This window comes from Stenotrophomonas riyadhensis (assembly GCF_040256885.1).
GTDB lineage: Bacteria > Pseudomonadota > Gammaproteobacteria > Xanthomonadales > Xanthomonadaceae > Stenotrophomonas > Stenotrophomonas riyadhensis.
Window position 1 is genome coordinate 2,798,210 of record NZ_CP155568.1, and the last position, 24,638, is coordinate 2,822,847.

Sequence of the window (24,638 nt, forward strand, 5' to 3'; positions counted from 1 at the left end):
CAAGTCGTTTATGCATAAGCGACTTGATCCCCTCCGTCCCCTTTTTCAGACACGGCCCTGTGCCGGGCCGTGTCTTCAGGCATCAGCGCAGCACCTGCTCCACCAGCTGTACATCCACCGTCTGCAGCGGTTCGGCGGCATTGCGCGACAGCTGTACCTGGTAACTGCCGCCGTCGATCTTCCACTGGCGGGCCTGCGCATCGTAGTGGGCCAGGGTCTTCGGCTCGGCTTCGATGCGGATGCGACGCTGTTCGCCCGGCTGCAGGGTCACCTTGTCGTAGCCGATCAGGCGGATCGGCGTGGTGCTGCCGGCCGGCAGCTTCAGGTACAGCTGCGCGACGTCAGCACCGGGGCGCTTGCCGGTGTTGCGGATGTCGACGCTGGCGACCAGGCGCGAACCCTCCACGCTCACCTTCAGGTTTTCATAGGCGAAGGAGGTGTAGGACAGGCCGTGGCCGAAGGCGAAGGTCGGGGTCAGGCCCTTGGCCGCCATCCACTTGTAGCCGACGTTGGCGCCTTCGATATCGAAATCGAACACATCGCCGAACGGCTTGGCCGGCTTGAAGCCGAGGCCGTCGATGTGCGGGCGCGGCAGCTGCGATTCGTCCACCACCCAGGTCACCGGCAGGCGGCCGGATGGATTGACCTGGCCGGTCAGCAGCGCGGCAATGCCTTCGCCACCGCGGATGCCCGGGTACCAGGCCTGCAGCATCGCCGGCACCTGCGCCAGCCACGGCGTGCGCACCGGGCCGTTGGTTTCCAGCACCAGCACGGTCTTCGGGTTGGCCTTGGCCACGGCCGAGATCAGGGCGTCCTGATTATCCGGCAGCTGCATGTCCGGCAGGTCTACCGATTCGGCCGCCCACTGGGTGGCGAACACGATGGCCACGTCGGCCTGCGCTGCTGCCTTGGCCGCAGCGGCGGCGTTGGTGCCGTCCACATACTCGATGGTTGCATCCGGACGCGCCGCACGCAGCGATTCCAGCGGCGAGGACGGGTGGAAGATCACCGGGCCCGGCCAGGTGGTCGGCAGCACGCCCGGCACCGCGTTGGTGCCCTTGGCGGTCACGCCCACCATCGACGAACCACCGCCACCGATCACGCCCTTGTCGGCATGGCCGCCGATGATGACGATGCGCTTCACGCTGTCGGCCAGCGGCAGCAGGTTGCCTTCATTGCGCAGCAGCACGCTGCCTTCTTCCACTGTGCGCTGAGCGACGGCGAAACCGGCCTCGGCGTCGACCTTCTGGTGCTGCGGCGGGTTGTCGAAATTGCCGTGCAGGAACATCGTGCGCAGGATGCGCGCCACCATGTCGTTCAGGCGCGCCTGCGGCACCACGCCGCCGTGCACGGCCAGGCGCAGCGGCTCATCGAAGAACACCGCTGCGTCGAACACTTCACCGGCCGACTGCTGGTCCAGGCCGGCCAGCGCCGCCTTCGAGCCACTGTGCACGCCACCCCAGTCGGACATCACGAAACCAGGGAACTTCCATTCCTGCTTCAGCACCTGGTTCATCAGGTAGCCGTTCTCGCAGCCGTAGGTACCGTTGATCTTGTTGTACGAGCACATCGCCACGCCCGGGCGACCGGCGTCCAGCGCGATCTCGAAGGCCAGCAGGTCCGACTCGTGCATGGCCTGTTCGCCGATGCGCACGTCGTGGAAGTTGCGACGGGTCTCCATGTCGTTCAGCGCGAAATGCTTCATCGAGGAGATCACGTGCTGGCTCTGCACGCCCTGGATCAGCGCGCCAACCATCGAACCGGCCAGCAGCGGATCTTCACCGGCATATTCGAAGTTGCGGCCGTTGCGCGGGTCGCGCTGCAGGTTGACGCTGCCCGACAGCAGGATGTTGAAGCGCTGTTGCCACGCCTCGCGGCCCATCGTCGCACCGCCGGCAAAGGCAACCTGCGGGTTCCAGCTCGATGCGGTGGACGGGCCCGAAGGCATGGCCGTGGCGAAGTCGCCCGGACGGATGCCACCCGGATTGGTCACGCCGACGCCGGCATCGGCCGACTGCTGCGACGGAATGCCCAGGCGTGCCACGCCGGGCACGAAACCGGCCGAGCCGACCGCGCCTTCCGGCAGCGGGCCACCGTCCTTGCCCAGCCCGAAGTAGCTGTGCAGCATCTGGAACTTCTCATCCTCGGTCATCGCCTTCAGCAGCAACGCAGCGCGTGCATCGGCGTTGAGGGTGGTGTCCATCCACGGCGTGTCGCCGTGCTTGTCGGCGGCGTAGGCCAGGGTCAACAGCGTCGCACGCAGGGTGCTGCCTTCCACCTTGAACGGTGCGCTGCTGGCGGCCTGGAAACCATCGCTGAAGTAGCTGGCATCGGCCTCCAGCGCCACACGCGCCGGATCGAAGCCTGCGGCCTTGGCCGATTCACCGGCCACCGCGCCGAGCAGCACCGCCGGTGCGCCCAGCCGCGAACGCGTGACCAGCGCCGGCAGCTGCGCGGCACCTGCACCAGCATCGGTGTAGACCGCCACGGTGTGGCGGCCATCGTCCAGGCGCAGGTAGTTCAGGCCCGGCTGGTCGGGGCCGGATTCAGCAGCAATCGGCAGCCGGGTCAGCACGGCCTGGCCGCGCTGGGTCTGGCCATCGTCCTTGCCCGCAGCAATGAAGCGGTACGCGTAGCCCAGGCCATCGGCCAGCACCTGCAGCGGATCGACCTGGCCGATGCCGCGCTGCACCTGGCGCACGCTCACCGCGTCCACCTTCAGGCTCTTCAGCTGGGCGGCCAGGGCCGGCATCGCCTCGGCGGTCGGGGCCTGTTCCAGGGTCAGCACAGTGAACGCGGCGGGGTCGGCCCAGGCTGGGGCAGCCAGTGCGGCAGACAGGGCCAGGGACAGTGCAAGCGGCTTTGTAAACGTTTTCATCGGCAGGCGTAATTCCGTTGCCAAGGCAATCGGTCCAGGGAAAGTGCCGCCGAAGGGTGCAGCGTTCATGCCGCGCAGGGGTTGCCAGGCAACGTCCCGCAGGCCGAAGGACGGGCCGGTCTGCGCCTGGGACCCTCCTCCCGGCGTGACAACCTGCCTGTCCGGGCCGCGCAAGGCGACCCAATCATGTGAAGATTGTGCGAGGGCGTTCACACCTGTCAACAGGACCTAAGTCACAGGGGCAACGTGGCCTTCGGTTATCAGTCCATCACCGGCGGTCATCAGCGCGCCGCGCGAGGCTGCTGATAATGAGGGTCCCTGGCCACGAACCGAGCCCATGACCGTACATCGCGACTTCGACCATCTCTGGCGCGACCGCTGTGACACCTCCAGCCAACGCGCGCCGCGCGTGCTGATCCGGGTGTTCGTGGCCCCAGGTGAGCTGGAGCGCAGTGTGGCGTTCTACGAGCAGTTGCAGGGCGTGGTGGCCGATGCGGGGTTCCCGTTTCCGGAGGCCGGCCTGCGTCTGGCGATGGTCGGTGCGTTCCTGTTGATCGAGGGCAGCGAGGCGGCGCTGGCGCCGTTCACTTCGACCACGGGAACGCTGCTGGTCGACGATGTTCGGCCCTATCACGACAAGCTGGTGGCGGCTGGCGCTGAAATCATCTTCCCGCTGCAGGTGGTCCCGACCGGGGCAGCGTTCAATGCGGTGCATCCCGATGGCACGGTGGTCGAGTACGTGCATCACCGGCCGGATCCGCAGGGGCGGTGAGGGTGCGCGCGGCCGGGCTGCGCCCGGCACCCGCGGTAGTGCCGGCCGCTGGCCGGCAACCTCAGAAGCAACAGCCGAAGCAACAGCGGGCTCCTGTGGGGTGGCGGGGTGGGCCCGGTTGCGGGGGACGGCGCAAGTACGTCCATGTAGCCTCGGTCGCGCCATCCATGGCGCTCACGCCCCCGCAACCGGACCCACCCCGCCTTCGACAATTCCCTGCACGGCCTGCTGTAGAGCCGAGCCGATGCTCGGCTGCTCTTCGTTCAACTGTCGGAATATTCGATTTCGATGGAGATTCATCCACGCATGGCGTGGATCTACAATTCCTCCATGTCCTCTCCCGTCCTGCCCTGGAATGGCACGCTGCTGCTGGATGCTCACGTGGCCGTGCTGCAGGGCCACGCTGGTGGCAGCGATACGCACGCGCACTACGCCCATCAACTGTTACTGAGCGACGGCGCGCCCTGGCAGGTCGAGGTCGATGGCGTACGGCAGCAGGGCCAACGGCTGTGGCTGCCGTCATTCCAGCCGCACGCAATCCTGTCGGCGCCGGAAGCGGGCTGCACGGTGTTCCTTGAACCGGCACATGCCGATCCCGGGCAGATCCAGCAGCACCTGCACGCGCTGCCGGGCAACGCGCTGGCGCTGCACGACTGGTTGCCACGGCTGAGCCGCCCGCAACCGCTGGACCGCCGCGTGCAGGCAGCGCTGTCCCGTATCGCCGAGCACCTGCCCGGCCCGGTGCCGGCTGCTGATATCGCCGAGGCGGCACATCTGTCGACCAGCCAGCTGCATCGGCGCTTCCAGTCCGATCTGGCGGTGACCCTGCGCGGCTGGGTGCTGTGGCAACGGCTGCGCCGCGCGCTGATGCATCATCTGCGCGGGCACAGCCTGACCGACAGCGCGCATGCGGCCGGATTCGCCGACCTGGCCCATCTGTCACGCAGCCTGCGCCGCATGTTCGGCATCGGTGCCGCACAGCTGCAGGGCCTGCAGCTGCAGGCGGCCTGACACGGCCGATCATCCGCGCCTGCGCAATCCTTCCGGCAACTCCGGCACCTCGCCATGCGGCAGTTCGCGGAACGGCGCCAGCAGCTGCCCGGGATAATCACGCGGATAGTCCGGTTGGCTGCCGATGCCGAGGTCGCGTTGCTGCAGCCGATAGCCGGGCGCATCGAAGGCGGTCCCCAGCAGATGATCCCAGACAGTCAGGAACAGGCCGAAGTTGACGTCGCCGGCGGTGCCGTAACGCATGTGGTGGAAGCGGTGCAGCGGTGCCCAGGCCATCACCCGGCCCAGTACGCCCGGGCGCATGTCCACGTTGGAATGCTGCAGCAGCAGCTGGATGGCAATGGCGGACGCCAGCACCGCGGCCACCGGCATCGGCAGGCCCAACAGCAGCAGCGGCAGCACGCCGCCGACTGCTTCGGCCGCCTGGTGCAACGGGTGCTTCATCAGGCCATTGAAGCCGTACATGCGGGTGACGCTGTGATGTACCGCGTGCAGCCGCCACAGCCAGCCGATGCGATGGCTGGCGTAGTGCACCAGGGTGATGCCGAGATCGGCGCAGATGATGGCCAGCAGCACCTGCAGCGCGAATGGCCACTGCAGCGGCCAGGCCTGCCACGGAATGATGGCTGCCAGCAGCGGCACCGCCGCGATCGACAGCAGATTCAGGCTCTCGTTGACCAGCGCATGCAGGGTGTCACGCAGGCTGTCGCCGTGGTCATGGTTGAACGCAGGGTCATAGGGCCACACGCGTTCGGCGGCGAACGAAACCGCGATGGCGACCGCCAGCAAGGCCAGCAGCCATAGCGGATCACCGTGCAGGTGGCCGACCCAGACGACGGCAGCAGCGACGAAACCCAGCAGGAACAACGGGGCATACAGGCGGAGCATCCAGTGCTTCATGGGCAATCCGGAAAGTGAGGGGCCTTCATGCTGGCGCGGCGTATGGGGCGCCGGCTTGAACAAACGGCGCAAGCGCGTGCTGCGGGTGGATGCCGAGCTTGGTCGGCACCGTGTTCCTGCATCCACGCATGGCGTGGATCTACAATGGCGCCCTCATCGCGCGCGGGACCGGCATGGATTCCTTCAACCTGATGCGTGCCTTCCGCCGCATCGTCGAACGCGGCGGGCTGGCCCGCGCCGCCGAAGACCTGGGCATGTCGCCGGCCGGCCTGAGCAAGCAGTTGCGCACGCTGGAAGCGCACCTGGGCGTGGTACTGCTGCAGCGGACCACGCGGCGCATGAGCCTGACCGAAACCGGCCACGCCTATTACCGCGAGTGCTGCCGGCTGCTCGACGAGCTGGATGCATTGGAACGTGGCATCGCCGAACAGCGCGGCGACGTGGTCGGACGCCTGCGCGTGAACGCGCCGCAGTCGTTCGCGCTGAGCACGCTGTCACCGCTGCTGCCACGCTTCCTGCAGCAGCATCCGCAGCTGTCACTGGACCTGGTGATGGAAGACCGCCTGCTCGATGCGGTGGGCGAAGGTTTCGATGTGTCGCTGCGGTTGCGTGCCGAGCTGGACGACTCGCGGCTGGTGGCGCGCCGCCTGGCCTCGCTGCAGCAGGTGCTGTGCGCTGCCCCGTCCTACCTGCGGCAGCATCCGGCACCGCAGGCGGTGGACGATCTGCAGGCGCACAGCGTGCTGGCCTACAGCCTGTCCGACTCGCCCGGCAGCTGGCCGCTGCTCGGCCCCGACGGCCAGGTGACCATCACCCTGCCGGCGCGCGTCACCGTCAACAACAGCCTGCTGCTGCGCGACCTGCTGGTGGCCGGCATGGGCATCGGCGCCCTGCCCTCGTTCCTGGCGGCACCGGCGCTGGCCCGTGGCGAACTGCAGCAGGTGCTGCCCGACCACCGCTATCCACCACGCTTCGTGCATGCGGTCTACCCCACCTCGCGCCACCTGCAGCCCAAGGTGCGTGCCTTCATCGATTTCCTGCACGCCGAGCTGCCCGGCTGCGCGGGCCTGGATTCGTAACCGCCAGCGAAAACTGAGCTGCCCGCGGCGTGCTGTTTCAGCCACGCCGCGCTGCCTACTCTGCCGCCTCCCCTCTCACCGATGGCAGGCAGATGTCTTCTGTTCCTTCCCCCGCCACCGCCGCGCCGGTGGTCGATTTCTTCCACGACGTGGTCTGCGGCTGGTGCTTCGTGCTGGCCCCGCGCCTGCAGCAGGTCTCCGCCGAACTCGGCATCCAGGTGCGTCACCGCAGCTTCGTGCTGCAGGACTCGCGCGCGCAGATGGTCGAGGTGTTCGGCTCGATGGAGCGCGCCAAGGCGATCATCCTGCGCCACTGGACCGACTGCGCCGCGCATGAAGACAGCGCACGCATCGATATCGAAGGCATGCGCGCACAGGACTTCGAGTATCCGTCCGGCTGGCTCGGCGCACTGGCCTGCCAGGCCGCCGGCGTGCTCGGCGGCAATGATGCCCATGGCGCGATGTTCGACGCGGTGCAATGGGCGCACCTGCACCAGCACCGCAACATCGGCGATGCCGAAGTACTGCTGGATATCGCCGAAACGCTGGGCCACCCACGTGGCGCCTTCGCTGACCATATGCATGGCGACGCAGTGCGCCAGCGCGTGCAGGCCGACCGTGCCGACGCCGCTGCCCTCGGCATCCGTTCCATTCCCACCGTGATCGGCGGCAACGGCCTGCGCCTGCAGACCCTGCCGCTGCCGCAACTGCGCCAGGCCCTGGCGCACCTGGTCGCGGCCTGAGCCGCACCATCCCCACCCCAAGGAGATTCCCCATGACCCCACGTACCCTGGCCACCGCGCTGGCCCTGCTGCTGGCCGGCACCGCCGCTTCCACCACCGTGTCCGCGCACGAACGCGTTCCCTCCGGCCAGCAGGTCGGCACCAGCCCCTGGGGGCCGAAGGACGAGATCGGCCGCCTCAACCTGATCACCGAGGCCTCGCGTGCGGCGATCCTGTCGCGGGTCAGCGGCGGCAAGGCCTATGACCTGGCCACCGAATACTACGTCGGCATGCCCAGCTGGCAGGATGCCGGCGACCCGCACTACCAGTTCTGGATGACCCACACCCCGCGCGGCACGGTGATGGATGATCCGATGGGCGTGGGTGAAACCATGAACCTCACCCGCAGCTACACCGGCACCGCGTTCTCGATGTACAGCCACACCGGCACCCACATCGATGCGCTGAACCACTTCGGCATCCACGGAAAGATCTGGAACGGCTTCGAGGCCGACAAGCACCTCGGTGACCGTGGCTGGAATGTCACCGGCATCGAGAAATTCCCGCCGCTGATCGCGCGTGGCGTGCTGATCGACGTGGCCGGCGCCAAGGGCGTGGACATGCTGCCGGACAGCTACCGCGTCACCCGCCAGGACCTGAAGGATGCGCTGGCACGCCAGCGGGTGAAACTGCAGCAGGGCGACATCGTGCTGATCCGCACCGGCCGCATGCGCCTGTTCGAACAGCCGAAGGCGTACATGGCCAACCCGCCGGGCATGGGCCTGGACGCGGCGCGCTTCCTGGTGGAGGACAGCGGCGCGATGATCGTCGGCGCCGACAACCTCAGCTTCGAGACCTTCCCCTCGGAGGTGTCCGACGACTACGTGCCGCTGCACACCTACCTGCTGGCCCAGCAGGGCGCGCCGATCATCGAGCTGGTGGCGCTGGACGAACTGGCCCGCGACAAGGTCTACGAATTCGCCTTCATCGGCGGCCCGCTGAAGATCCGCGGCGGTGATGCCGCGCCGCTGCGCCCGGTCGCGCTGCCGGTGCGCCCGTAACCGGGGCCTGCGGGGGTGCCGCCCCTGGTCGGCATTCCGTCCCATGCCGGGTGGGTGCCGACCTTGGTCGGCACTCCTTTACCCCTTCAGCAACCTGAAACCCGACCTTCCGATTTCATTAGTAATTCTACTCACAAGGCGAGTAGCATGTCCGGTCTCAGCCCCTGATACCGGCCCGTCGATACTCGCGCCATGCCCGCCGTTTACGCTCGCTCCTGCCGCTTCCAGCCCGCCTGGCGCCTCCCTTGGAGGACCGGCTGATGGGTGCCGTCGTCGCCCTCGACCGGCTGCTGGACGGGCGCCAGCTGTGGCGCGGCCCGGCTCGACAGGGACCGGCCAGCGACCACCTGGCCAGCGGTCACCCGGCACTGGACGCACGCCTGCCCGGCGGTGGCTGGCCGGCCAGCGGGCTGTGCGAGGTGCTGCTGGCCGCGCCCGGCGTGGGCGAGCTGGCCCTGGTCTGGCCGGCGCTGGCGAAGCTGAGCCAGCGCGACCGCCCGATCGTGCTGGTCGCCCCGCCCTACCGCCCGCATGCCCCGGCCTGGGCGGCTGCCGGGCTGGACCTGGCCCAGCTGCAGATCATCCACGCCGCGCCGAAGCAGGCGTTGTGGGCTGCCGAACAGTGCCTGCGCTCGGCCGCCTGCGCGGCGGTACTGTGCTGGCCACACCAGGCCGACGACCGCTCACTGCGCCGCCTGCAGGTGGCTGCCGACAGCGGCCAGTGCCTGGGCTTCGTGTTCCGCGAGGCGCAGGCGGCGCGTAATCCCTCCCCGGCCAGCCTGCGCCTGCAGCTCGACCACGGCCAGGTGCGGGTGCTGAAGTGCCGTGGCGGCCTGCCACCCGCACAGCCGTTGCCACTGGCCATCGCCCACTGAGGCCGCGCCATGCATTGGGCCTGCCTGTTGTTGCCGCAGCTGGCGCTGGACAGCGTACTGCGCCTGCAGCCGGACCCGCAGCGGCCACTGGTGCTGCTGCAGGGGCCGGCACAGCGCCGCGTGCTGCGAGCGGTCAGCCCGGCCGCACGCGCAGCGGGGCTGCGCCCGGGCATGCTGCTGTCGGCTGCGCAGGTGCTGGTGCAGGACATGCACCTGCACGACTACGACCCGAACGCCGAACAGCACACCCGGCAGCTGCTGGCCAGCTGGGCCTACGCCTACAGCTCGCAGGTCAGCCTCGATTTTCCGCACGCGCTGGTCATGGAGATCGGCGCCAGTCGCGCCCTGTTCGGTGACTGGCTGACGATCGAAAAGCGCCTGCGCGGCGAACTGCATGAGCTTGGTTTCCGCCATCGCCTGGTGGCCGCACCCACCGCGCATGCCGCGCGCGTGCTGACCAACGTCCACGACGGCCTCGGCATCGATGCGCAGCAGCTGCCAGCAGCACTGGCGCAGCTGCCGTTGCCGCGTTGCGGCCTGCCCAGCGACGCGGTGACCGTGCTCGGTCGTTCCGGGCTGCGCACGCTGGGTGCGGTGCTCGAACTGCCGCGCGACAGCCTGGCCCGGCGCTTCTCACCCGAGGTACTGCAGCAACTGGATGCGCTGCGCGGCCTGCCCACCGCGCCACTGCGTTACTACCAGCCACCGGACCGTTTCGATGCGCGCATCGAATTCGAATACGAGATCGAATCCAGCCAGGCCCTGCTGTTCCCGCTGCGTCGCCTGCTGCTGGACCTGGCCGCGTTCCTGTGTTCGCGCGATGGCGGCGTACAGCGCTTCGACCTGCACTTCGAGCATGACCTGCTGCCGGCCAGCGTGCTGACCATCGGCCTGCTGGCACCCGAGCGCGATCCCGCGCTGCTGTTCGAGATCGCACGCAACCGCATGGAAGCCTTCGCCCTGCCCGCCGGCAGCCGTGCACTGCGCCTGCAGGCCGAGCAACTGCCACCGTTCGTGCCCGCCGCGCGTGACCTGTTCGACACCCGGCCGGCACAGGCGATGCCCTGGAACCAGCTGCGCGAGCGCCTGCGGGCGCGGCTGGGCGATGACGCCGTGCAACCGCTGGCGGTGCAGGCCGACCATCGCCCCGAACGCGCCAATGGCACCCAGCCCGCGGCCAAGCCTCCATCGTACTGGCCGCTGCGCCCCGGTTGGCTGCTGGACACGCCGCAACCGCTGCGTGATCCCCGCCTGCGTATCATCGCCGGGCCGGAGCGGATCGAATCGGGCTGGTGGGACCAGGCCGATGCGCGCCGCGACTACTACGTGGTGGAAACCGCACACGGCCAGCGCGGCTGGGCGTTCCGCACACGCAATGATCCGCATGCGCCGTGGATGCTGCACGGCTGGTTCGGCTGAGCCGCCATGCACAACGAACTGCCCGGCTACGCTGAACTGCACTGCCTGTCGGCCTTCAGTTTCCAGCGTGGCGCCTCGATTGCCGAAGAACTGTTCGCGCGCGCTGCCGGCCAGGGCTACCGCGCGTTGGCGATCACCGACGAATGCTCGCTGGCCGGCATCGTGCGTGCCTGGCAGGCGGCGAAGACGCATGGCGTGGCGCTGATCGTCGGCGCCGAATTCCAGGTCGAGGACGGGCCGAAGCTGGCCCTGCTGTGCACCGACCAGGCCGCCTATGCCGGCTTGTGCCAGTTGATCACCACTTGCCGGCGGCGCGCGGCCAAGGGCGAATACCGCTGCCTGCGCGAGGACCTGCTCGGCCTGCCCGACGGCCTGCTGTGCCTGTGGCTGGACCGGCAACCAGCGGCCATCGAACTGGAACTGTTGCGTGCCGGCTTCGATGATCGGCTGTGGTTGGCGGTGGAACTGCACCACGAACACGACGACGCACGCCGCCTGCAGCAGCTGCAGGCCTTCGGCGAACGCCACCGCCTGCCGCTGGTCGCCAGTGGTGATGTGCACATGCACGTGCGCCGCCGCCGCGCCCTGCAGGACACGCTGACCGCGATCCGCCACCGCTGCAGCGTGGCCGAGGCCGGCTGGCGCCTGTTCCCCAACGGCGAGCGCCACCTGCGCCCGCGTACCGCGCTGGCCCAGCTGTATCCACCCGAATTGCTGGCCGAGACCCTGCGCATCGCCGAGCGCTGCCACTTCACCCTGGAGCAGCTGCAGTACACTTATCCGCGCGAACTGGTACCCGAGGGCCACGATCCGGACAGCTGGCTGCGCGTGCTGGTCGAGCGCGGCATCCCCTGGCGCTGGAAAGGCGGCATCGAACCGGCACAGCGCAAACAGATCGAGCACGAACTGGCATTGATCCGGGAGAAGAACTACGCCTCGTACTTCCTCACCGTGCAGGACATCGTGCGCTTCGCGCGCAGCCAGGACATCCTCTGCCAGGGTCGTGGCTCGGCGGCCAACTCCGCGGTGTGCTTCGTGCTGGGCGTGACCGAGATCGACCCGGCACGCAGCAACCTGCTTTTCGAGCGCTTCATCTCCGCCGAGCGCGACGAGCCACCGGATATCGATATCGACTTCGAGCACGAGCGCCGCGAGGAAGTGCTGCAGTATGTATTCAAGCGCTATGGCCGCGAGCGCGCCGCCCTGACTGCGGTGGCGATCAGCTACCGTGGCCGCAGCGCGATCCGCGACGTGGCCCGCGCGCTCGGCCTGCCGATGGACCAGGTCAACGAATTGGGGGCGGCGATGGACCACTGGGGCGGCCACGTACCGTTGCCGGAGACCCTGCGCGAGCGCGGCTTCGATCCGGACACGCCGTTGATGCAGCGCCTGCTGGCACTGACCACCGAACTGATCGACTTCCCCCGCCACCTGTCGCAGCACCCGGGTGGTTTCGTGATCTCCGAGCACCCGCTGTCGACGCTGGTACCGGTGGAGAACGCAGCGATGGCCGACCGCACCGTCATCCAGTGGGACAAGGACGACCTCGATGCCACCGGCCTGATGAAGGTCGACTGCCTGGCGTTGGGCATGCTCACCGCCATCCGCAAGTGCCTGGCCATGCTGCAGCAGCATGGCCTGCACGAAGGACGCATGGATGCGATTCCCGATGAAGACGGCCCGACCTACGACATGATCTGCGCCGCCGACACCATCGGCGTGTTCCAGATCGAGTCGCGCGCGCAGATGGCGATGCTGCCGCGCCTGCAGCCACGCGAGTTCTATGACCTGGTGATCGAGGTGGCGATCGTGCGCCCCGGCCCGATCCAGGGTGACATGGTCCATCCTTACCTTGAGCGGCGGCGGATCCTGCGTGAACAGGGACCGGACGCGTTGAACGACCCGGACAACCCGCTCTACCCGCCGCAGCTGAAGCGCGTGTTCGCGCGCACCCTGGGCGTGCCGCTGTTCCAGGAACAGGTGATGCAGCTGGCGGTGGATGCGGCCGGCTACACGCCGGGCCAGGCCGATGCCCTGCGCCGCTCGATGGCCGCATGGAAACGCCGTGGCGGCCTGGAGCCGCATCGCGAGAAGCTGCTGTCCGGCATGCTGAAGAACGGCTTCAGCCGCGAATACGGCGAGCACCTGTTCGAGCAGATCAAGGGGTTCGGCGATTACGGTTTCCCGGAAAGCCACGCCGCCAGTTTCGCCCTGCTGACCTATGCCAGCTGCTGGCTGAAGTGCCATCACCCGGCCGCGTTCACCGCCAGCCTGATCAACAGCCAGCCGCTGGGCTTCTACAGCCCCGACCAGCTGCTGCAGGACGCGCGCCGGCATGGCATCCGCGTGCTGCCGGTGGACGTGCGCCACAGCGACTGGGACTGCACGCTGGATTTCGGCAAGGGGCCGGCGGCGATCCGGCTCGGCCTGCGCCTGGTCGATGGCTGCAACGAACCCGCCGTGCAGGCCATCATGCGTGAACGTGCGCGGCGCCCGTTCGACGATGTGGGCGACCTGTGCCAGCGCACCGCCCTGGATCGCCGCCAGCAGGGCCTGCTGGCCGATGCCGGTGCGCTGCGTGGGCTCAGCGGCCATCGCCATCGTGCACGCTGGGATATCTCCGGCGTGGAGAACCGGCTGCCGCTGTTCGACCAGGCCCGCGCCACCGCCGAAGCCCGCGTGGCGCTGCCCCTGCCCAGCGCCTGGGAAGACATGCAGGCCGATTACCGCAGCACCGGCACCACGCTGGGCCGCCACCCGATCTCGTTCCTGCGTGCGCAACTGCGCAACCGCGGTTGCCTGGATGCCGCACAGCTGGCAGACCACGGCCATGGCCGACGCGTACGCATCGCCGGCCTGGTACGCATGCGCCAGCGCCCGCAGACCGCCAGCGGCGTCACCTTCCTCACGCTCGAGGACGAGACCGGCATGGTCAACGCCGTGGTCTGGCGGCACCTGGCCGACCGCCAGCACCGCGTACTGGTCGACACCCAGCTGATGCAGATCGACGGCCGCCTGGAACGCGTTGATGGCGTGCAGCATGTCATCGTGCAGCGCATGCACTGCCTGGATGAACTGCTGCAGGGACTGCGCAGCCACAGCCGCGATTTCCATTGACGATACACAACGTCACACAACGAACTGGCCATTGCCGGTCCGCATCCGCTATCGTCGGCACATCCAAGGAAGGACGACGCCATGCCCCGCGCACTGCTGCTGACCACGCTGGTGGTCTCGACCCTCGCCCTGCTTGTTTCCGGCTGGACCGCCTGGAGCCTGCATCGCAGCCAATCACCACAGCGCATCATCGAAGCACGCGGGCTGGTCATCCACGATGCAAGCGGCCAGCCGCGGGTGATCCTCGGCGCACCGGTTCCCGATCCGCTCAGCCAGGGCCGTACCCAGGGGCCGCGCGCCACCGCCTTGTCCGGCCTGATCCTGCTCGGCCCCGACGGCTCCGAACGCGGCGGCTACGGCACCAGCGACCGCGGCGGCGAAGCCCTGCTCACCCTGGACGATGCCACCGGCACCACCGAAGTGTTCAAGGTCGTCGCCAACCCCGACCGCGGTGCCAGCCTGATGGTCAAGCACCAGAACAACACCGGCGCCATGCTCACCTCCTGGCAGGGCAAGCCGGAGCTGATGTTCGTCGATGACAGCGGCCAGTCCTACTACGTGCGCCCCGGCGCCAACGCCGCGCCCTGATCTGCTTCTGTAGCGTCGAGCATGGCTCGACGCTACAGACCGCACACCGCCGCCAGATCATCGGCCAGCTGCCGCAGCTGCGCCGATCCCAGCGCCGCACACGTAATGCGCAGCCCATGTCCCGGCGCTGCCACCGCGAACACTTCGCCTGCGCGCACATGCCATCCGCGCGAAGCCAGTGCCAGCACCTGCGGATGGCTGTCGGTTGGCAACGGCAGCCACAGGTTCAATCCTTCCATCGGTTGCGGTGTCGGCACGCCCCGCGCACGCAGCAGTTCCTGCAGCGACTGCAGGCGCTGCTGGTAACGCTCACCTGCCGAGGCGATCTTCGCCCGCTGCGTCGCCGACGCCAGCACCGAAGTCGCCGCATCCTGCAGCAGATGGCTGACCCAGCCGGTGCCGGACGCCAACCGCAACCGCAACCGCGATGCGGTCTCCTCATCGCAGGCCAGCCAGGCCAGCCGCAGGTCCGGACCCAGTGGCTTGGACAACGAACGCAGCACGGCCCAGCGACGACCATCCAGCGGCAGCACCGAGTGATAGGCCTGCTGCGAAAGCAGCGCGTAGTGATCGTCGATCAGCACCGCCACCTGCGGGTAGGCCGCCAACAGCTGCCGCAACGCCCGCGCCCGCTTCGCATCCAGGCTGGCCCCGGTCGGGTTGTGCGCGCGCGGGGTCAGCAGCACCGCGCGTGCGCCAGCCTCCAGTGCCGCACGCAGCGAATCGACCTGCATGCCATGCGCGTCCACCGCCACCGGCAACGGCGCATGGCCCACCGCATTGAGCACGTTGAGGCTGCCGAGGAAGCACGGATCCTCCACCGCGATGCGATCCCCCGGCAACAACCACGCCGCCAGCAGGCGTTCGATGCCGTCGACCGCGCCATGGGTCAGCTCCAGCGCATAGCCCTCCGGGCAGTCCGCATCCAGCGAGGCCCTTGCCAGCGCCTGCAACCTCGGGTCGACCGTGCCTACGCCGTACAAACGCGGCGCTGCCGGCGCCAGGCGCAGGCTCGGCAGCAGGCGCGGATCCGGGTTGCCACCGGCCAGGTCCTGCAGGGCCAGCCCGGGCGTACTGCCCTCGCGCGCCAGCGCCGGCGGCAGCCCGCGCACCACCGTGCCACGACGGCCCGCCGTGCTGGCCAGGCCCGCCGCATCCAATCGCTTGTAGGCAGCGGCCACCGTATTGCGGTTCACCCCCAGCTGCTCGGCCAGCTCACGCACCGGCGGCAGCACGCTGCCAGCCGGCAAGCGGCCCTTGCCGATGCCGTCGCGGATGCTGTCGAAGATCGACTCGGCGCTATGCCCGGTGATTTTCATTTTGTCCTATGCCAAAATATCTCTTGTCCTGTGCCAGTGTATCCCACCCTGGCCACCCTGCATTGGAGGTACCCGCATGCCCCTTGCCGCTGCCGACTGGCCCGTCGCCCAGTCCGTTGAACAGATCGCCGCCAACCTGGTCACGGTGCGCCAACGCATCGCCGACGCCTGTGCACGTGTCGGCCGCGACCCGGCCAGCGTGCGCCTGCTGCCGGTCAGCAAGACCGTCGATGACGCCCGCATCCGCATGGCGGTGGCCGCAGGCTGTCACGAACTGGGCGAGAACAAGGTGCAGGAGGCGCAGCGCAAGGCCGAAACAATGGCCGACCTGGGCGTGCACTGGTCGGTAATCGGCCATCTGCAGACCAACAAGGCGCGCTACGTGGCACGCTTCGCCAGCGAGTTCCAGGCGCTGGACAGCCTGCGCGTGGCCGAGGCCCTGCAGCAGCGCCTGCAACTGGAAGACCGCACGCTGGATGTGTTCGTGCAGGTCAACACCTCGGCCGAACCGAGCAAGTACGGACTGGAACCCGACGCAGTCGAGGCCTTCGTGCAGCAGCTGCCGGCCTTCGATCGCCTGCGCGTGCGCGGCCTGATGACCCTGGCCATCTTCACCCCCGAGGTCGAGCGCGTGCGCGCCTGCTTCGTGCGCCTGCGTGACCTGCGCGACCAGCTGCAGCGCGTCGTCCCGCCCGGCCTTGACCTGTCGCAGCTGTCGATGGGCATGTCCGGTGATTTCGAAGTGGCCATCGAGGAAGGTGCCACCGTGGTCCGCGTCGGCCAGGCCATTTTCGGCGCCCGCGCCACCCCGGACAGCTTCTACTGGCCGAACAGCGGAGCCCCGGCATGAAGCACGCGGTTGTGCTGCAACACGTTGCCTTTGAAGACCTCGGCACCCTGCAACCGTTGCTGCTGGCCCAAGGCTGGCAGCTGCAGGTGCTGCAGGCCGGTATCGACGCGCTGGACTCCGCCGCAACAGCCGACCTGCTGGTGGTGCTGGGCGGCCCGATCAGTGCCAATGACACAGCGACCTATCCCTTCGTCACCGACAGCATCGCCCTGCTGCAGCGCCGGCTGCAACAACAGCGGCCGACCCTGGGCATCTGCCTGGGTGCACAGCTGATGGCCCGTGCACTCGGTGCCAGTGTCGCTCCCAGTGGCGGCAAGGAGATCGGCTTTGCGCCACTGCTGCTGACCGATGAAGGCCAGCGCTCGCCGCTGCAGGCCCTGCAGGGCATTCCCGTGCTGCATTGGCATGGTGAGGCCTTCGAACTTCCGGCCGGCGCACGCCGCCTGGCCAGCACGCCGGCCTGCCGCCACCAGGCCTTCGCCATCGGCCACCACGCGCTGGCCCTGCAATGCCATCCGGAACTGGACGCGCGCCAGTTCGAGCGTTGGCTGATCGGTCACACGCTGGAGCTGGCCCAGGCTGGCATCGATCCCAACGACCTGCGCGCGCAGGCGCGTCGCTATGGTGCACCACTGGCCGCGGCCGCCACCGCAATGTTCGACCATTGGCTGCAGGACCTGCCGGAGACACCACGATGAACTACCGATTGCAGATCCACCGCGATGGTGCCCACTGGGGCCACTTCGACTGCAGCGGCCCCGATGCCCTGCAGCGCATGGACAGCATCGCCGCGCAGCTGCCTGCAGACCAGGGCTTCCAGTTGAAGCGGCAGAAGGGCGTCGGTGAAGAGCGCATCCTGTCCAGCAATGCCGATGGCCTGCGTGTACTGGCCGCGCAGATCCAGTACCGCGACATCTGATCCGACGATGGTAGTGCCGGCCGCTGGCCGGCACTGGAATCTGCCGGCCAGCGGCCGGCACTACCCCGGCTGTTCGCCCGCGTGCGAAGCTTCACCGATGTTGACCCTGCAACGCGGCAACCATCGCGGGCTGCTTGTCGCCCCGCGCTGGCCCTCCACCCATATCCAGATCGAAGCAGAGGTGCTGCTCCGACGATGGTAGTGCCGGCCGCTGGCCGGCACTGGAATCTGCCGGCCAGCGGCCGGCACTACCCCGGCTGTTCGCCCGCGTGCGAAGCTTCACCGATGTTGACCCTGCAACGCGGCAACCATCGCGGGCTGCTTGTCGCCCCGCGCTGGCCCTCCACCCATATCCAGATCGAAGCAGAGGTGCTGCAACGCCTGCTCGATGCGCAGGCACTCCTGCCCACCGAACTGCGCCTGCTGCTCACGCGCGGCTTCGAATCACGCCACAGTCGCCTCGGCGGGTTCCGCCGCGCGGTGCGGCGGCTCGGCATTGCGGTGTTCCGCACCTGCTACCCGCAGCGCCGCGATGAAGTCGATGCCATCTTCGGTGCCAACGGTCACGACATCGATGGCCGTCACGTCGATATCTCCATGGTGTTGCACGGCCAGCGACTGCGGCTGCTGCCACTGGGCGTGTTCACGCCACCCAACTGGCAGGCGCGCCGCGTCAGCCGCCATGCCTGGGCGGTCGCGCAGGTGAAGCACAGCCTGCAGCACTGCGGCTTCCAACTGCACCCCAACCCGACCGAAGCACTGCAGATCCATTGCGACTACCTGCCCCGGTAGTGCCGGCCGCTGGCCGGCAGCGGTGCGCTGCGCCACCCGCCATAGGCTGACGCACGCCCTCATGCAGGCGATACTCCCACCATGTTCGACGTACCTGCCCACCTGCATGGCGTCGCCTGCGATCTTCAGCAACGGCTCGATCGCATCCAGGCGCAGGCCAGCAACAACGACTACCGGCTGCTGATCGATGGAGAAGCACTGCGCTTCCCCGATCGCATCTACGCCGACGCTACGCGCCTGGAACGCCTGGCATCTTCCTTGCCGGGTGATCACCGCCTGCTGTGCCTGTGCCTGGCCACCCGGCATCCCGATGGCTTCCTGCGACAACGGGCTGTTGAGGCATTGGGGCAGGCATCGGTGCCGTGGGTTCTGGCATTCCACCTGGCGCTGCTCAGCGAGTATGTCGAAGAGATCGCGCTGACGATCGACCACCATGCCCGGAAGATTGGCCTGGCCGCCTACGCACCCTTGGCCCGCGAGAACGCCGCCTTCTTCGAACGGTGTATGCAGCGTGCCGCAAGCTATTGGAATGCCTACCACCGGCAGCGGCATCCAGCGCTGCGCACGTTTCCCGCCCACCGCTTGCTGCTGGAGATACGCAGCGCCAGCCGCGCGGGCTGATCGGCCATCCAATGCATCGGCCCCGCGCTACAGATGCAAATGATTCTCTTTTGCTGTAAGGTGCAGCCGCTGCCCTTGCCGCCGCGGGCTGTTCCCTTTCCCAGTTGTCGCCCGCCCCGTGTCCACGCCTGTCGAACCGACGGATGTCGCGCAGCTGTGCGCGGCCCATTACCGGCCGCTGCACGCCCATGTCCGCCGCAAACTCCCGCAACGCAGCGACGCCGATGACGTCGTCCAGGAAACCTGGCTGCGTGTCGTCAAGGTCGCCGCCAGTGGCCTGCTGAGCAATGGCCGCGCGTACCTGTACCGTGTTGCCCACAACCTGATTGCCGACCATTACCGGCAACGCCAGCGCCGTCGCGAAGAAGCGCTGGATGACACACAGCTGCATGCCATCGCCGATCCTGCGCCGCTGCCTGAACAGCGCCTGCTCGACGCCGAACAGCTGCGCCATCTCGATGCAATCGTCGCCGCGCTGCCACCGCGCTCGCGCCAGGTCTTCCTGCTGGCGCGTGTGGAACAGATGGCTCTGGCCGAGATCGGCCGCCAGCTGGGCATCAGCCGGCAGACCGCGCACGGCCATCTGCTCCGCGCCCTGGTCGCCCTGCAGCAGGTGCCGGGTGCATGAGCCAGGACGCGATCACACGCGAAGCCGCCCGCTGGTGGCTGGATGGACACGATGGCACCCGCGACGAGAACGCGTTCGACCAGTGGTGCCGGGCCGATCCGCGCCATGTTGCGCAGTACCAGCATCTGCAGCAGCTGTGGCAGGCCGGTGCCACGTTGCCCAGCCTGCAACGACAGCAGCAGCGCAGGCAACGCCGCCGCCTGCGCGAGGCCGGCATTGCCGTGCTGTTGCTGTGCGCGCTCGGGCTGTACAGCCGCCACGCCTCGCCGCCGGCCGCGCAGGTACTGCGCACCGCCGCTGGCGAGATCCGTGATGAAGCCCTGCCGGACGGTTCGCATGTGCTGCTGTCGCCGGGAAGCGAAGTCCATGTGCGCGTCGATGCACAACGCCGCCAGCTCCAGCTGCAGCGCGGCCAGGCCTGGTTCCAGGTCGCTGCCGATGCCGATCGGCCATTCCAGGTGCATACCCCGCAAGGCACTGTCACCGCACTGGGGACCGCATTCGATCTTGCCGTGCAGGGCGACAGCAGCGTGGTCACAGTCACCGAGCACAGCGTCCGCGTAGAGAGCGGCACCGCCAGTGCACAGGCCAGCGAGGGTCAGCAGATACGCTTCAACGGACACGCGCCTTCTGCTGCGCATCCTGCAGACGGTGGCGTCCTGGCCTGGCGCGAGCGGCGCCTGCACTGGGTTTCGGCCCCTCTGGCCGACGTCACCCAGGGCCTGGACCGCTGGCACGGCGGGCATACCTGGATCATCGGTGCACGGCTTCGCCAACAGCCAGTCACCCTGCTGGGCAATGCCGAGGGTGCCGCCAGCAATCGCGACCAACTGGCCATGCAGCTGCATGTGCGGGTACTGCGCCTCGGCGCGGGTGTGCAGGTGTGGCTGCCGCCACGCAGGGAGCAGCGTGGTGCACCCTGACATCCGGCCCAGCACTGCGTCTACCCAGGATGACGACGCCCTGCGTCAGCCCCTGGAGCCCCCGATGCTGTGCCCCCGCCCCCTTGTCCTCGCCCTGTCGCTGGCCTGCGCCAGCACCGTCCCACTGCTGCCCAACAACGCCCACGCGCAGGCCGCCACGCGTTCCTACGATCTGCCCGCGCAACCGCTGGCCGCCGCACTGGACGCCTACAGCCGGCTGACCGGCGTCGATCTGGTGATCGGCTCGGCGCTGCCTGCAGGCCATGCCGCGCCTGCCCTGCGCGGAGACTTCGACGATGCACAGGCGCTGTCGCGCCTGTTGGCAGGCAGCGGCCTCCGCCCACGCTTCATCGATGCGCGTCGCGCCACGCTGGAACCGGCACCTGCCGAACGCAGCGATGGCAGCCGTCGTACCGGTCCGCTGCGCGTCCAGGGCACGACCGCGCACGCCCATGCGCCTGGCACTGGTGCCAGCCAGTATGTACCGGCCACCCGTGATGGCTTCGCTCCCACGGTCGGCAGCGAACGTTTGGCAATGGCCGAACGCCAGGAAGGCAACAGCCTGCTGCGTTCGATGCCGGGCACCCACAGCTTCCATTCGCGCAGCCAGCCCGGCCTGCAGGTCAACATCCGCGGCATGACCGGTGCCGGCCGGGTCAACACCATGATCGACGGTGTCACCCAGACCTTCCGCAACAACGCCGGGCATGGCTCGGGCGGCCCATTCGCCTATGTTGACCCGTTCCTGCTGGCCGGCGTGGACGTGCAGCGCGGTGCGGTCGCCGGTGGTGATGGCGCCGGCACGCTGGCCGGCAGTGCCAACTTCCGCACACTGGACATCGACGATCTGCTCGGCGAAGGCCGCGACTGGGGCCTGCGTGCGGGCTATCGCCATGGCAACAACGGCTATGGCAGCGGCCGCACCTTCGCCGGTGCGTGGCGCCACAGCGAGGACGGCGGTGACCGCCAGTTCGGCCTGCTCGCCGCCGCCAGCAGCAGTCGCAGCAGCGAGTACGCCACGGCGCGCGGGCAGAAAAACAATGCCGACCCCGGCAGCCAGCAACCCAGCAGCTGGCTGTTGAAAGCGCGCCTGCAGCCCAGTGACCAGCATCGGCTCGACCTGAGCCACATGCGTTACGAAAACGACTTCTACCACAACTATCCGTGGCAGATTTCCGCGCGCAACCAGCGCGCCAGCTACCACTACACGCCCTATTCGCCGTGGATCGACCTGCGTGCGACGTTTGCCAGCAACAAGACCCGGCTGTTCTACCCGCCGGTGGAGGACTCCAGCTACATCGGCCGCCGCACCCACAGCAGCCTGAGCAGCTGGACCGTGGACAACACCAGCCGCTTCGACATCGGTGCACTGCAGGCACGCTGGAACACCGGTATCAAGCACCAGTCGGACATCTACGTGGCCGACACCCCTGTCCTGCGTGGCGCCAATCCGCAGGGCCGCAGCCAGCTCGACAGTGTATTCAGCACGCTGGAGCTGCAGTACGACATCTATGCCCTGACCGCAGGACTGCGCCAGGACCGCTTCGGCATCCGTGGACACATCCCGGTGTGCTCGGATGTGCCCGGCCAGTGCGCGGAGATCAATGGCGGCGACATCGACGTGCGTCGCACCGAGCGCGCACTCAGCCCGAGCCTGGCGGTCTCACTGCAGGCCACCGATTGGCTGCAGCTGTTCGCCGAGGTCTCGCGCACGTCGCGGCCGCCGCGCGTGCAGGAAATGTTCTTCGAGAAGATCCCGCTGGAGGACGCCAGCGTCGCCGACGGCATCGGCGCCAACCCGTTCCTGCGTCGCGAACGCTCGCGCAACCTGCAGTTCGGCGCCAACCTCAGCACCGACTCGCTGCTGGTCGACGGTGACCTGGCGCAGCTGCGGGTCACCCGCTTCGACAACCGCATCCGCGACTACATCAAGCCGCAGTACCTGCTGATCGTGCATCCGCCGGAAGTGGAACCGTTCGTGGTGCCGATCGACAGCGATCCGCAGCTCACTGCCTGGACCGATGTGCTGGACGCCGACGACTTCAGCGCCACCACGCGCTGGATGAACCACCCCGGCGTGGTGCGCATGCGCGGTATCGAGCTGGAGGCGCACTACGCCAGCGAGCACTACCACGCCACGCTGAGCTGGACCCGCTCGCACACCAGTGCGCCGGCCATCGAGTTCGTCAACCTGGAAGACATCACCGCCCTGCCCGACCGCTACTGGACGCTGGACGTGGGCGGCCGCTGGTGGCAGCAGCGCGTGCAGGCCGGCCTGCGCGCCGAGTACTCCGGCCCGACCGAGGAAGGCTACGACTTCTTCCAGACCCGCAAGACCGGCGGCACCGGCGTGCTGCTGGACTTCTACGCCAGCTTCAAGCCCCAGCCGAACACCACGCTGTGGCTGAACATCGAAAACCTGCAGAACAAGGCCTATGACAACAATGCCTCGATCGACAGCATCTTCAGCCCGATCCTGGACCGCGGCAACGGCCGTGGCCGCACCATCTCGATGGGCGTCAATGTCGCGTTCTAGCCGCCACTGGCTGCCGCTGTGCCTGCTCGCGCTGGCATCGATGGCCAGCGCGCAGCCGCTGCCCGGCAAGGTGGTCGACCTCGCCAATGGCCGGATCCTGGACGAATCCACGTTCGTACAACGCACTGCCGCCGCCCAGCGGTTGCTGCTGGGTGAACGGCATGACCTCGACAGTGATCATGCCGCCCAGCGCTGGCTGCTGCAGGCGTTGCAGCAGCAGCGCCCGCAGGGTGCCCTGGTGCTGGAAATGATTGCCAGCGAGCGCCAGCCGCGCCTGCAGCGGGTGCAGCGCTGGCTGGCCAAGGGCAACCATGCCGACGGCACGAGGCTGCAGGAGCTGCTGGACTGGGATGCGCGCTGGCCGTGGGCTGCCTATGGCGGGCTGGTGCAGGACGCCACCGCTGCTGGCATCCCGTTGTTCGGTGGCAATCTCGCGCGCGTCGAGGTCAACGCCCACCTGGCGTCCGCTGATGCAGTGCGGTTCCCGGTGCCCGCCGCCCGCCAACGCCTGTCGAATGTGGTACTGGCCCAGCACGCAGACGCGGCACCGATGCTGGAAGGGATGCTGGCCGTGCAACAGGCCCGCGACACGCGCATGGCACAGGTGCTGACCGCAGCACCCGCACCCGCGCTGCTGGTAGCCGGTCGCTGGCATGTGCTGCGCGGCACCGGGGTGCCGGGCTACCTGTCACCGGATACGCCTGCGCTGGTGATCGCATTGGCTTCGCCGGGTGAAACCGTCGGTTCTGCTGATGCCGATCTGCTATGGGTGCTGGACGATGAGTGAGCGCGGCCAACACTGGCAGGCGATCGTGATCACCGTCGTCCTGCACCTGCTGCCCCTGCTGCTGTTGGTGCACTGGGTTGCAATGCCGCCGATGCTGCCGCCGCCGGAGCAGGATGTGCGCATCAGCCTGCGCCTGCTGGCACCGGCCACGCCGCCACAGCCCGTAGAGGAGCGCCAGGCCGATACCCCCAGCCAGGCGCAGCAGGCGCGTGCATCGCAACCGACAAAGTCGCCCCCGCCACCGAAGCCTACCGCCGCGCGCGAGGGCGAGTTGGCCGCCAGCGAAACGGGCGGGACGGGTCGAAAGCCGCTGCCGGTCGCCCCGCCTGCGGCCGCGACCGATGCAAGTCCCGCACCGGCATCGATCACGGCCGCGCCGCCCGCTCCGGACGCGCCACCGGCAGACTTCCAGGCCGGCGCCGCCAGCGACCAGTGGGAAGCCCGCCTGATGGCGCGGCTGGAACGCTACCGCTACTACCCCGCCGCCGCACGCTCGCGCCGGCAGCAGGGGACGGCCTGGGTCAGGGCCAGCATCGACCGCGAAGGTCGCCTGCTGGCCCTGCGGCTGGAGCAGTCCAGTGGCCAGCCGATGCTCGATGACGGCGCGCTGCAGACCTTCCGTCGCGCGCAGCCGCTGCCGCCCATTCCCGTGGAAATGAAGGCACCCCAGGAACTGGTGGTACCGGTGGAGTACTACCTGCGCTAGGCGCTGAGGGCCTCCGCCTTGATGTCGGGAATTGCGAGGCAGTCTGCGACCTCAACTCCGGTTGAGGTCAAATGGAACTGGCGCAACAGAGTAGTCCGCCATGTGCAACGATCGCGCCCACGTGCAGGGCCGAGC

At 68.5% G+C, this 24,638-nt stretch carries 22 protein-coding genes; 19 read left to right on the top strand and 3 right to left on the bottom strand.

The window, feature by feature from the left end:
- Window positions 1-82 precede the first annotated feature (82 nt).
- Entirely contained in the window at window positions 83-2,878 is a 2,796-nt protein-coding gene (locus tag SriyCCGPB3_RS13050) for a beta-glucosidase family protein (RefSeq protein ID WP_350259386.1), read from the bottom strand.
- 337 nt (window positions 2,879-3,215) lie between these two features.
- Here SriyCCGPB3_RS13050 and SriyCCGPB3_RS13055 point away from each other — a divergent pair, with 337 nt between their 5' ends.
- Window positions 3,216-3,650, top strand: a complete 435-nt coding sequence (locus SriyCCGPB3_RS13055; RefSeq protein WP_049429041.1) for a VOC family protein — start codon at window positions 3,216-3,218, stop codon at window positions 3,648-3,650.
- Window positions 3,651-3,956: 306 nt separating this feature from the next.
- A complete protein-coding gene (locus tag SriyCCGPB3_RS13060) occupies window positions 3,957-4,661 on the top strand; it encodes an AraC family transcriptional regulator (protein ID WP_153856104.1) in 705 nt (234 codons plus the stop codon).
- Between the two features lie 9 nt (window positions 4,662-4,670).
- On the opposite strand, the gene SriyCCGPB3_RS13065 is transcribed toward SriyCCGPB3_RS13060, so the two are convergent.
- Window positions 4,671-5,561 (bottom strand): sterol desaturase family protein, encoded by an 891-nt coding sequence (locus tag SriyCCGPB3_RS13065; protein ID WP_350259387.1) that lies wholly within the window; start codon window positions 5,559-5,561, stop codon window positions 4,671-4,673.
- Window positions 5,562-5,689: 128 nt separating this feature from the next.
- On the opposite strand from SriyCCGPB3_RS13065, the gene SriyCCGPB3_RS13070 reads away from it, so the two are divergent.
- The 7 genes from SriyCCGPB3_RS13070 to SriyCCGPB3_RS13100 all read left to right on the top strand — a co-directional run bounded on the left by SriyCCGPB3_RS13070 (window position 5,690) and on the right by SriyCCGPB3_RS13100 (window position 14,422).
- A complete protein-coding gene (locus tag SriyCCGPB3_RS13070; protein ID WP_204303200.1) occupies window positions 5,690-6,640 on the top strand; it encodes a LysR family transcriptional regulator in 951 nt (316 codons plus the stop codon).
- Window positions 6,641-6,732: 92 nt separating this feature from the next.
- A complete protein-coding gene (locus tag SriyCCGPB3_RS13075) occupies window positions 6,733-7,383 on the top strand; it encodes a DsbA family oxidoreductase (RefSeq protein ID WP_110712688.1) in 651 nt (216 codons plus the stop codon).
- Between the two features lie 32 nt (window positions 7,384-7,415).
- Window positions 7,416-8,423: a cyclase family protein gene (locus SriyCCGPB3_RS13080; protein ID WP_164162816.1), complete on the top strand. Its 1,008-nt coding sequence runs from the start codon at window positions 7,416-7,418 to the stop codon at window positions 8,421-8,423.
- A gap of 260 nt (window positions 8,424-8,683) precedes the next feature.
- Entirely contained in the window at window positions 8,684-9,298 is a 615-nt protein-coding gene (gene imuA, locus SriyCCGPB3_RS13085; RefSeq protein ID WP_248857954.1) for a translesion DNA synthesis-associated protein ImuA, read from the top strand.
- Window positions 9,299-9,307: 9 nt separating this feature from the next.
- The gene (locus SriyCCGPB3_RS13090) at window positions 9,308-10,717 is read left to right on the top strand and encodes a Y-family DNA polymerase (protein WP_350259388.1); all 1,410 of its coding nucleotides are present in this window, start codon (window positions 9,308-9,310) and stop codon (window positions 10,715-10,717) included.
- A 6-nt stretch (window positions 10,718-10,723) separates the two neighbouring features.
- Window positions 10,724-13,834: an error-prone DNA polymerase gene (locus SriyCCGPB3_RS13095; protein WP_350259389.1), complete on the top strand. Its 3,111-nt coding sequence runs from the start codon at window positions 10,724-10,726 to the stop codon at window positions 13,832-13,834.
- Window positions 13,835-13,915: 81 nt separating this feature from the next.
- Entirely contained in the window at window positions 13,916-14,422 is a 507-nt protein-coding gene (locus tag SriyCCGPB3_RS13100) for a hypothetical protein (protein ID WP_019336451.1), read from the top strand.
- Between the two features lie 32 nt (window positions 14,423-14,454).
- Here the strand turns inward: SriyCCGPB3_RS13100 and ptsJ are convergent, their stop codons facing one another.
- Window positions 14,455-15,741, bottom strand: coding sequence for a transcriptional regulator PtsJ (gene ptsJ, locus SriyCCGPB3_RS13105; protein ID WP_350259390.1), 1,287 nt, complete (start codon window positions 15,739-15,741; stop codon window positions 14,455-14,457).
- 76 nt (window positions 15,742-15,817) lie between these two features.
- On the opposite strand from ptsJ, the gene SriyCCGPB3_RS13110 reads away from it, so the two are divergent.
- The 10 genes from SriyCCGPB3_RS13110 (at window position 15,818) to SriyCCGPB3_RS13155 (ending at window position 24,503) form a co-directional block, all read left to right on the top strand.
- Window positions 15,818-16,591, top strand: a complete 774-nt coding sequence (locus tag SriyCCGPB3_RS13110) for a YggS family pyridoxal phosphate-dependent enzyme (RefSeq protein ID WP_180854606.1) — start codon at window positions 15,818-15,820, stop codon at window positions 16,589-16,591.
- Window positions 16,588-17,289: a glutamine amidotransferase gene (locus tag SriyCCGPB3_RS13115; protein ID WP_164162821.1), complete on the top strand. Its 702-nt coding sequence runs from the start codon at window positions 16,588-16,590 to the stop codon at window positions 17,287-17,289. The genes SriyCCGPB3_RS13110 and SriyCCGPB3_RS13115 overlap by 4 nt, the downstream gene beginning before the upstream one ends.
- Window positions 17,286-17,510, top strand: a complete 225-nt coding sequence (locus tag SriyCCGPB3_RS13120) for a hypothetical protein (protein ID WP_110712695.1) — start codon at window positions 17,286-17,288, stop codon at window positions 17,508-17,510. Before SriyCCGPB3_RS13115 ends, SriyCCGPB3_RS13120 begins: the two co-directional genes overlap by 4 nt.
- 285 nt (window positions 17,511-17,795) lie before the next feature.
- Window positions 17,796-18,302, top strand: coding sequence for a hypothetical protein (locus SriyCCGPB3_RS13125; RefSeq protein ID WP_110712696.1), 507 nt, complete (start codon window positions 17,796-17,798; stop codon window positions 18,300-18,302).
- A gap of 81 nt (window positions 18,303-18,383) precedes the next feature.
- Window positions 18,384-18,923, top strand: coding sequence for a hypothetical protein (locus SriyCCGPB3_RS13130; protein ID WP_153856096.1), 540 nt, complete (start codon window positions 18,384-18,386; stop codon window positions 18,921-18,923).
- Window positions 18,924-19,041: 118 nt separating this feature from the next.
- A complete protein-coding gene (locus tag SriyCCGPB3_RS13135; protein ID WP_164080209.1) occupies window positions 19,042-19,551 on the top strand; it encodes an RNA polymerase sigma factor in 510 nt (169 codons plus the stop codon).
- Entirely contained in the window at window positions 19,548-20,474 is a 927-nt protein-coding gene (locus SriyCCGPB3_RS13140) for a FecR family protein (RefSeq protein ID WP_164080208.1), read from the top strand. The genes SriyCCGPB3_RS13135 and SriyCCGPB3_RS13140 overlap by 4 nt, the downstream gene beginning before the upstream one ends.
- A gap of 64 nt (window positions 20,475-20,538) precedes the next feature.
- Window positions 20,539-23,010 (top strand): TonB-dependent receptor, encoded by a 2,472-nt coding sequence (locus SriyCCGPB3_RS13145; protein WP_197612275.1) that lies wholly within the window; start codon window positions 20,539-20,541, stop codon window positions 23,008-23,010.
- Entirely contained in the window at window positions 22,997-23,797 is an 801-nt protein-coding gene (locus tag SriyCCGPB3_RS13150) for a ChaN family lipoprotein (protein ID WP_350259391.1), read from the top strand. The genes SriyCCGPB3_RS13145 and SriyCCGPB3_RS13150 overlap by 14 nt, the downstream gene beginning before the upstream one ends.
- A complete protein-coding gene (locus SriyCCGPB3_RS13155; RefSeq protein ID WP_350259392.1) occupies window positions 23,790-24,503 on the top strand; it encodes an energy transducer TonB family protein in 714 nt (237 codons plus the stop codon). Before SriyCCGPB3_RS13150 ends, SriyCCGPB3_RS13155 begins: the two co-directional genes overlap by 8 nt.
- The last annotated feature ends 135 nt before the right edge of the window (window positions 24,504-24,638 follow it).

Coding starts and splice junctions, on each gene's coding strand:
- SriyCCGPB3_RS13050 (WP_350259386.1), bottom strand. CDS start 2,878: ATGAAAACGTTTACAAAGCCGCTTGCACTGTCCCTGGCCCTGTCTGCC.
- SriyCCGPB3_RS13055 (WP_049429041.1), top strand. CDS start 3,216: ATGACCGTACATCGCGACTTCGACCATCTCTGGCGCGACCGCTGTGAC.
- SriyCCGPB3_RS13060 (WP_153856104.1), top strand. CDS start 3,957: ATGGCGTGGATCTACAATTCCTCCATGTCCTCTCCCGTCCTGCCCTGG.
- SriyCCGPB3_RS13065 (WP_350259387.1), bottom strand. CDS start 5,561: ATGAAGCACTGGATGCTCCGCCTGTATGCCCCGTTGTTCCTGCTGGGT.
- SriyCCGPB3_RS13070 (WP_204303200.1), top strand. CDS start 5,690: ATGGCGTGGATCTACAATGGCGCCCTCATCGCGCGCGGGACCGGCATG.
- SriyCCGPB3_RS13075 (WP_110712688.1), top strand. CDS start 6,733: ATGTCTTCTGTTCCTTCCCCCGCCACCGCCGCGCCGGTGGTCGATTTC.
- SriyCCGPB3_RS13080 (WP_164162816.1), top strand. CDS start 7,416: ATGACCCCACGTACCCTGGCCACCGCGCTGGCCCTGCTGCTGGCCGGC.
- imuA (WP_248857954.1), top strand. CDS start 8,684: ATGGGTGCCGTCGTCGCCCTCGACCGGCTGCTGGACGGGCGCCAGCTG.
- SriyCCGPB3_RS13090 (WP_350259388.1), top strand. CDS start 9,308: ATGCATTGGGCCTGCCTGTTGTTGCCGCAGCTGGCGCTGGACAGCGTA.
- SriyCCGPB3_RS13095 (WP_350259389.1), top strand. CDS start 10,724: ATGCACAACGAACTGCCCGGCTACGCTGAACTGCACTGCCTGTCGGCC.
- SriyCCGPB3_RS13100 (WP_019336451.1), top strand. CDS start 13,916: ATGCCCCGCGCACTGCTGCTGACCACGCTGGTGGTCTCGACCCTCGCC.
- ptsJ (WP_350259390.1), bottom strand. CDS start 15,741: ATGAAAATCACCGGGCATAGCGCCGAGTCGATCTTCGACAGCATCCGC.
- SriyCCGPB3_RS13110 (WP_180854606.1), top strand. CDS start 15,818: ATGCCCCTTGCCGCTGCCGACTGGCCCGTCGCCCAGTCCGTTGAACAG.
- SriyCCGPB3_RS13115 (WP_164162821.1), top strand. CDS start 16,588: ATGAAGCACGCGGTTGTGCTGCAACACGTTGCCTTTGAAGACCTCGGC.
- SriyCCGPB3_RS13120 (WP_110712695.1), top strand. CDS start 17,286: ATGAACTACCGATTGCAGATCCACCGCGATGGTGCCCACTGGGGCCAC.
- SriyCCGPB3_RS13125 (WP_110712696.1), top strand. CDS start 17,796: ATGTTGACCCTGCAACGCGGCAACCATCGCGGGCTGCTTGTCGCCCCG.
- SriyCCGPB3_RS13130 (WP_153856096.1), top strand. CDS start 18,384: ATGTTCGACGTACCTGCCCACCTGCATGGCGTCGCCTGCGATCTTCAG.
- SriyCCGPB3_RS13140 (WP_164080208.1), top strand. CDS start 19,548: ATGAGCCAGGACGCGATCACACGCGAAGCCGCCCGCTGGTGGCTGGAT.
- SriyCCGPB3_RS13145 (WP_197612275.1), top strand. CDS start 20,539: ATGCTGTGCCCCCGCCCCCTTGTCCTCGCCCTGTCGCTGGCCTGCGCC.
- SriyCCGPB3_RS13150 (WP_350259391.1), top strand. CDS start 22,997: ATGTCGCGTTCTAGCCGCCACTGGCTGCCGCTGTGCCTGCTCGCGCTG.
- SriyCCGPB3_RS13155 (WP_350259392.1), top strand. CDS start 23,790: ATGAGTGAGCGCGGCCAACACTGGCAGGCGATCGTGATCACCGTCGTC.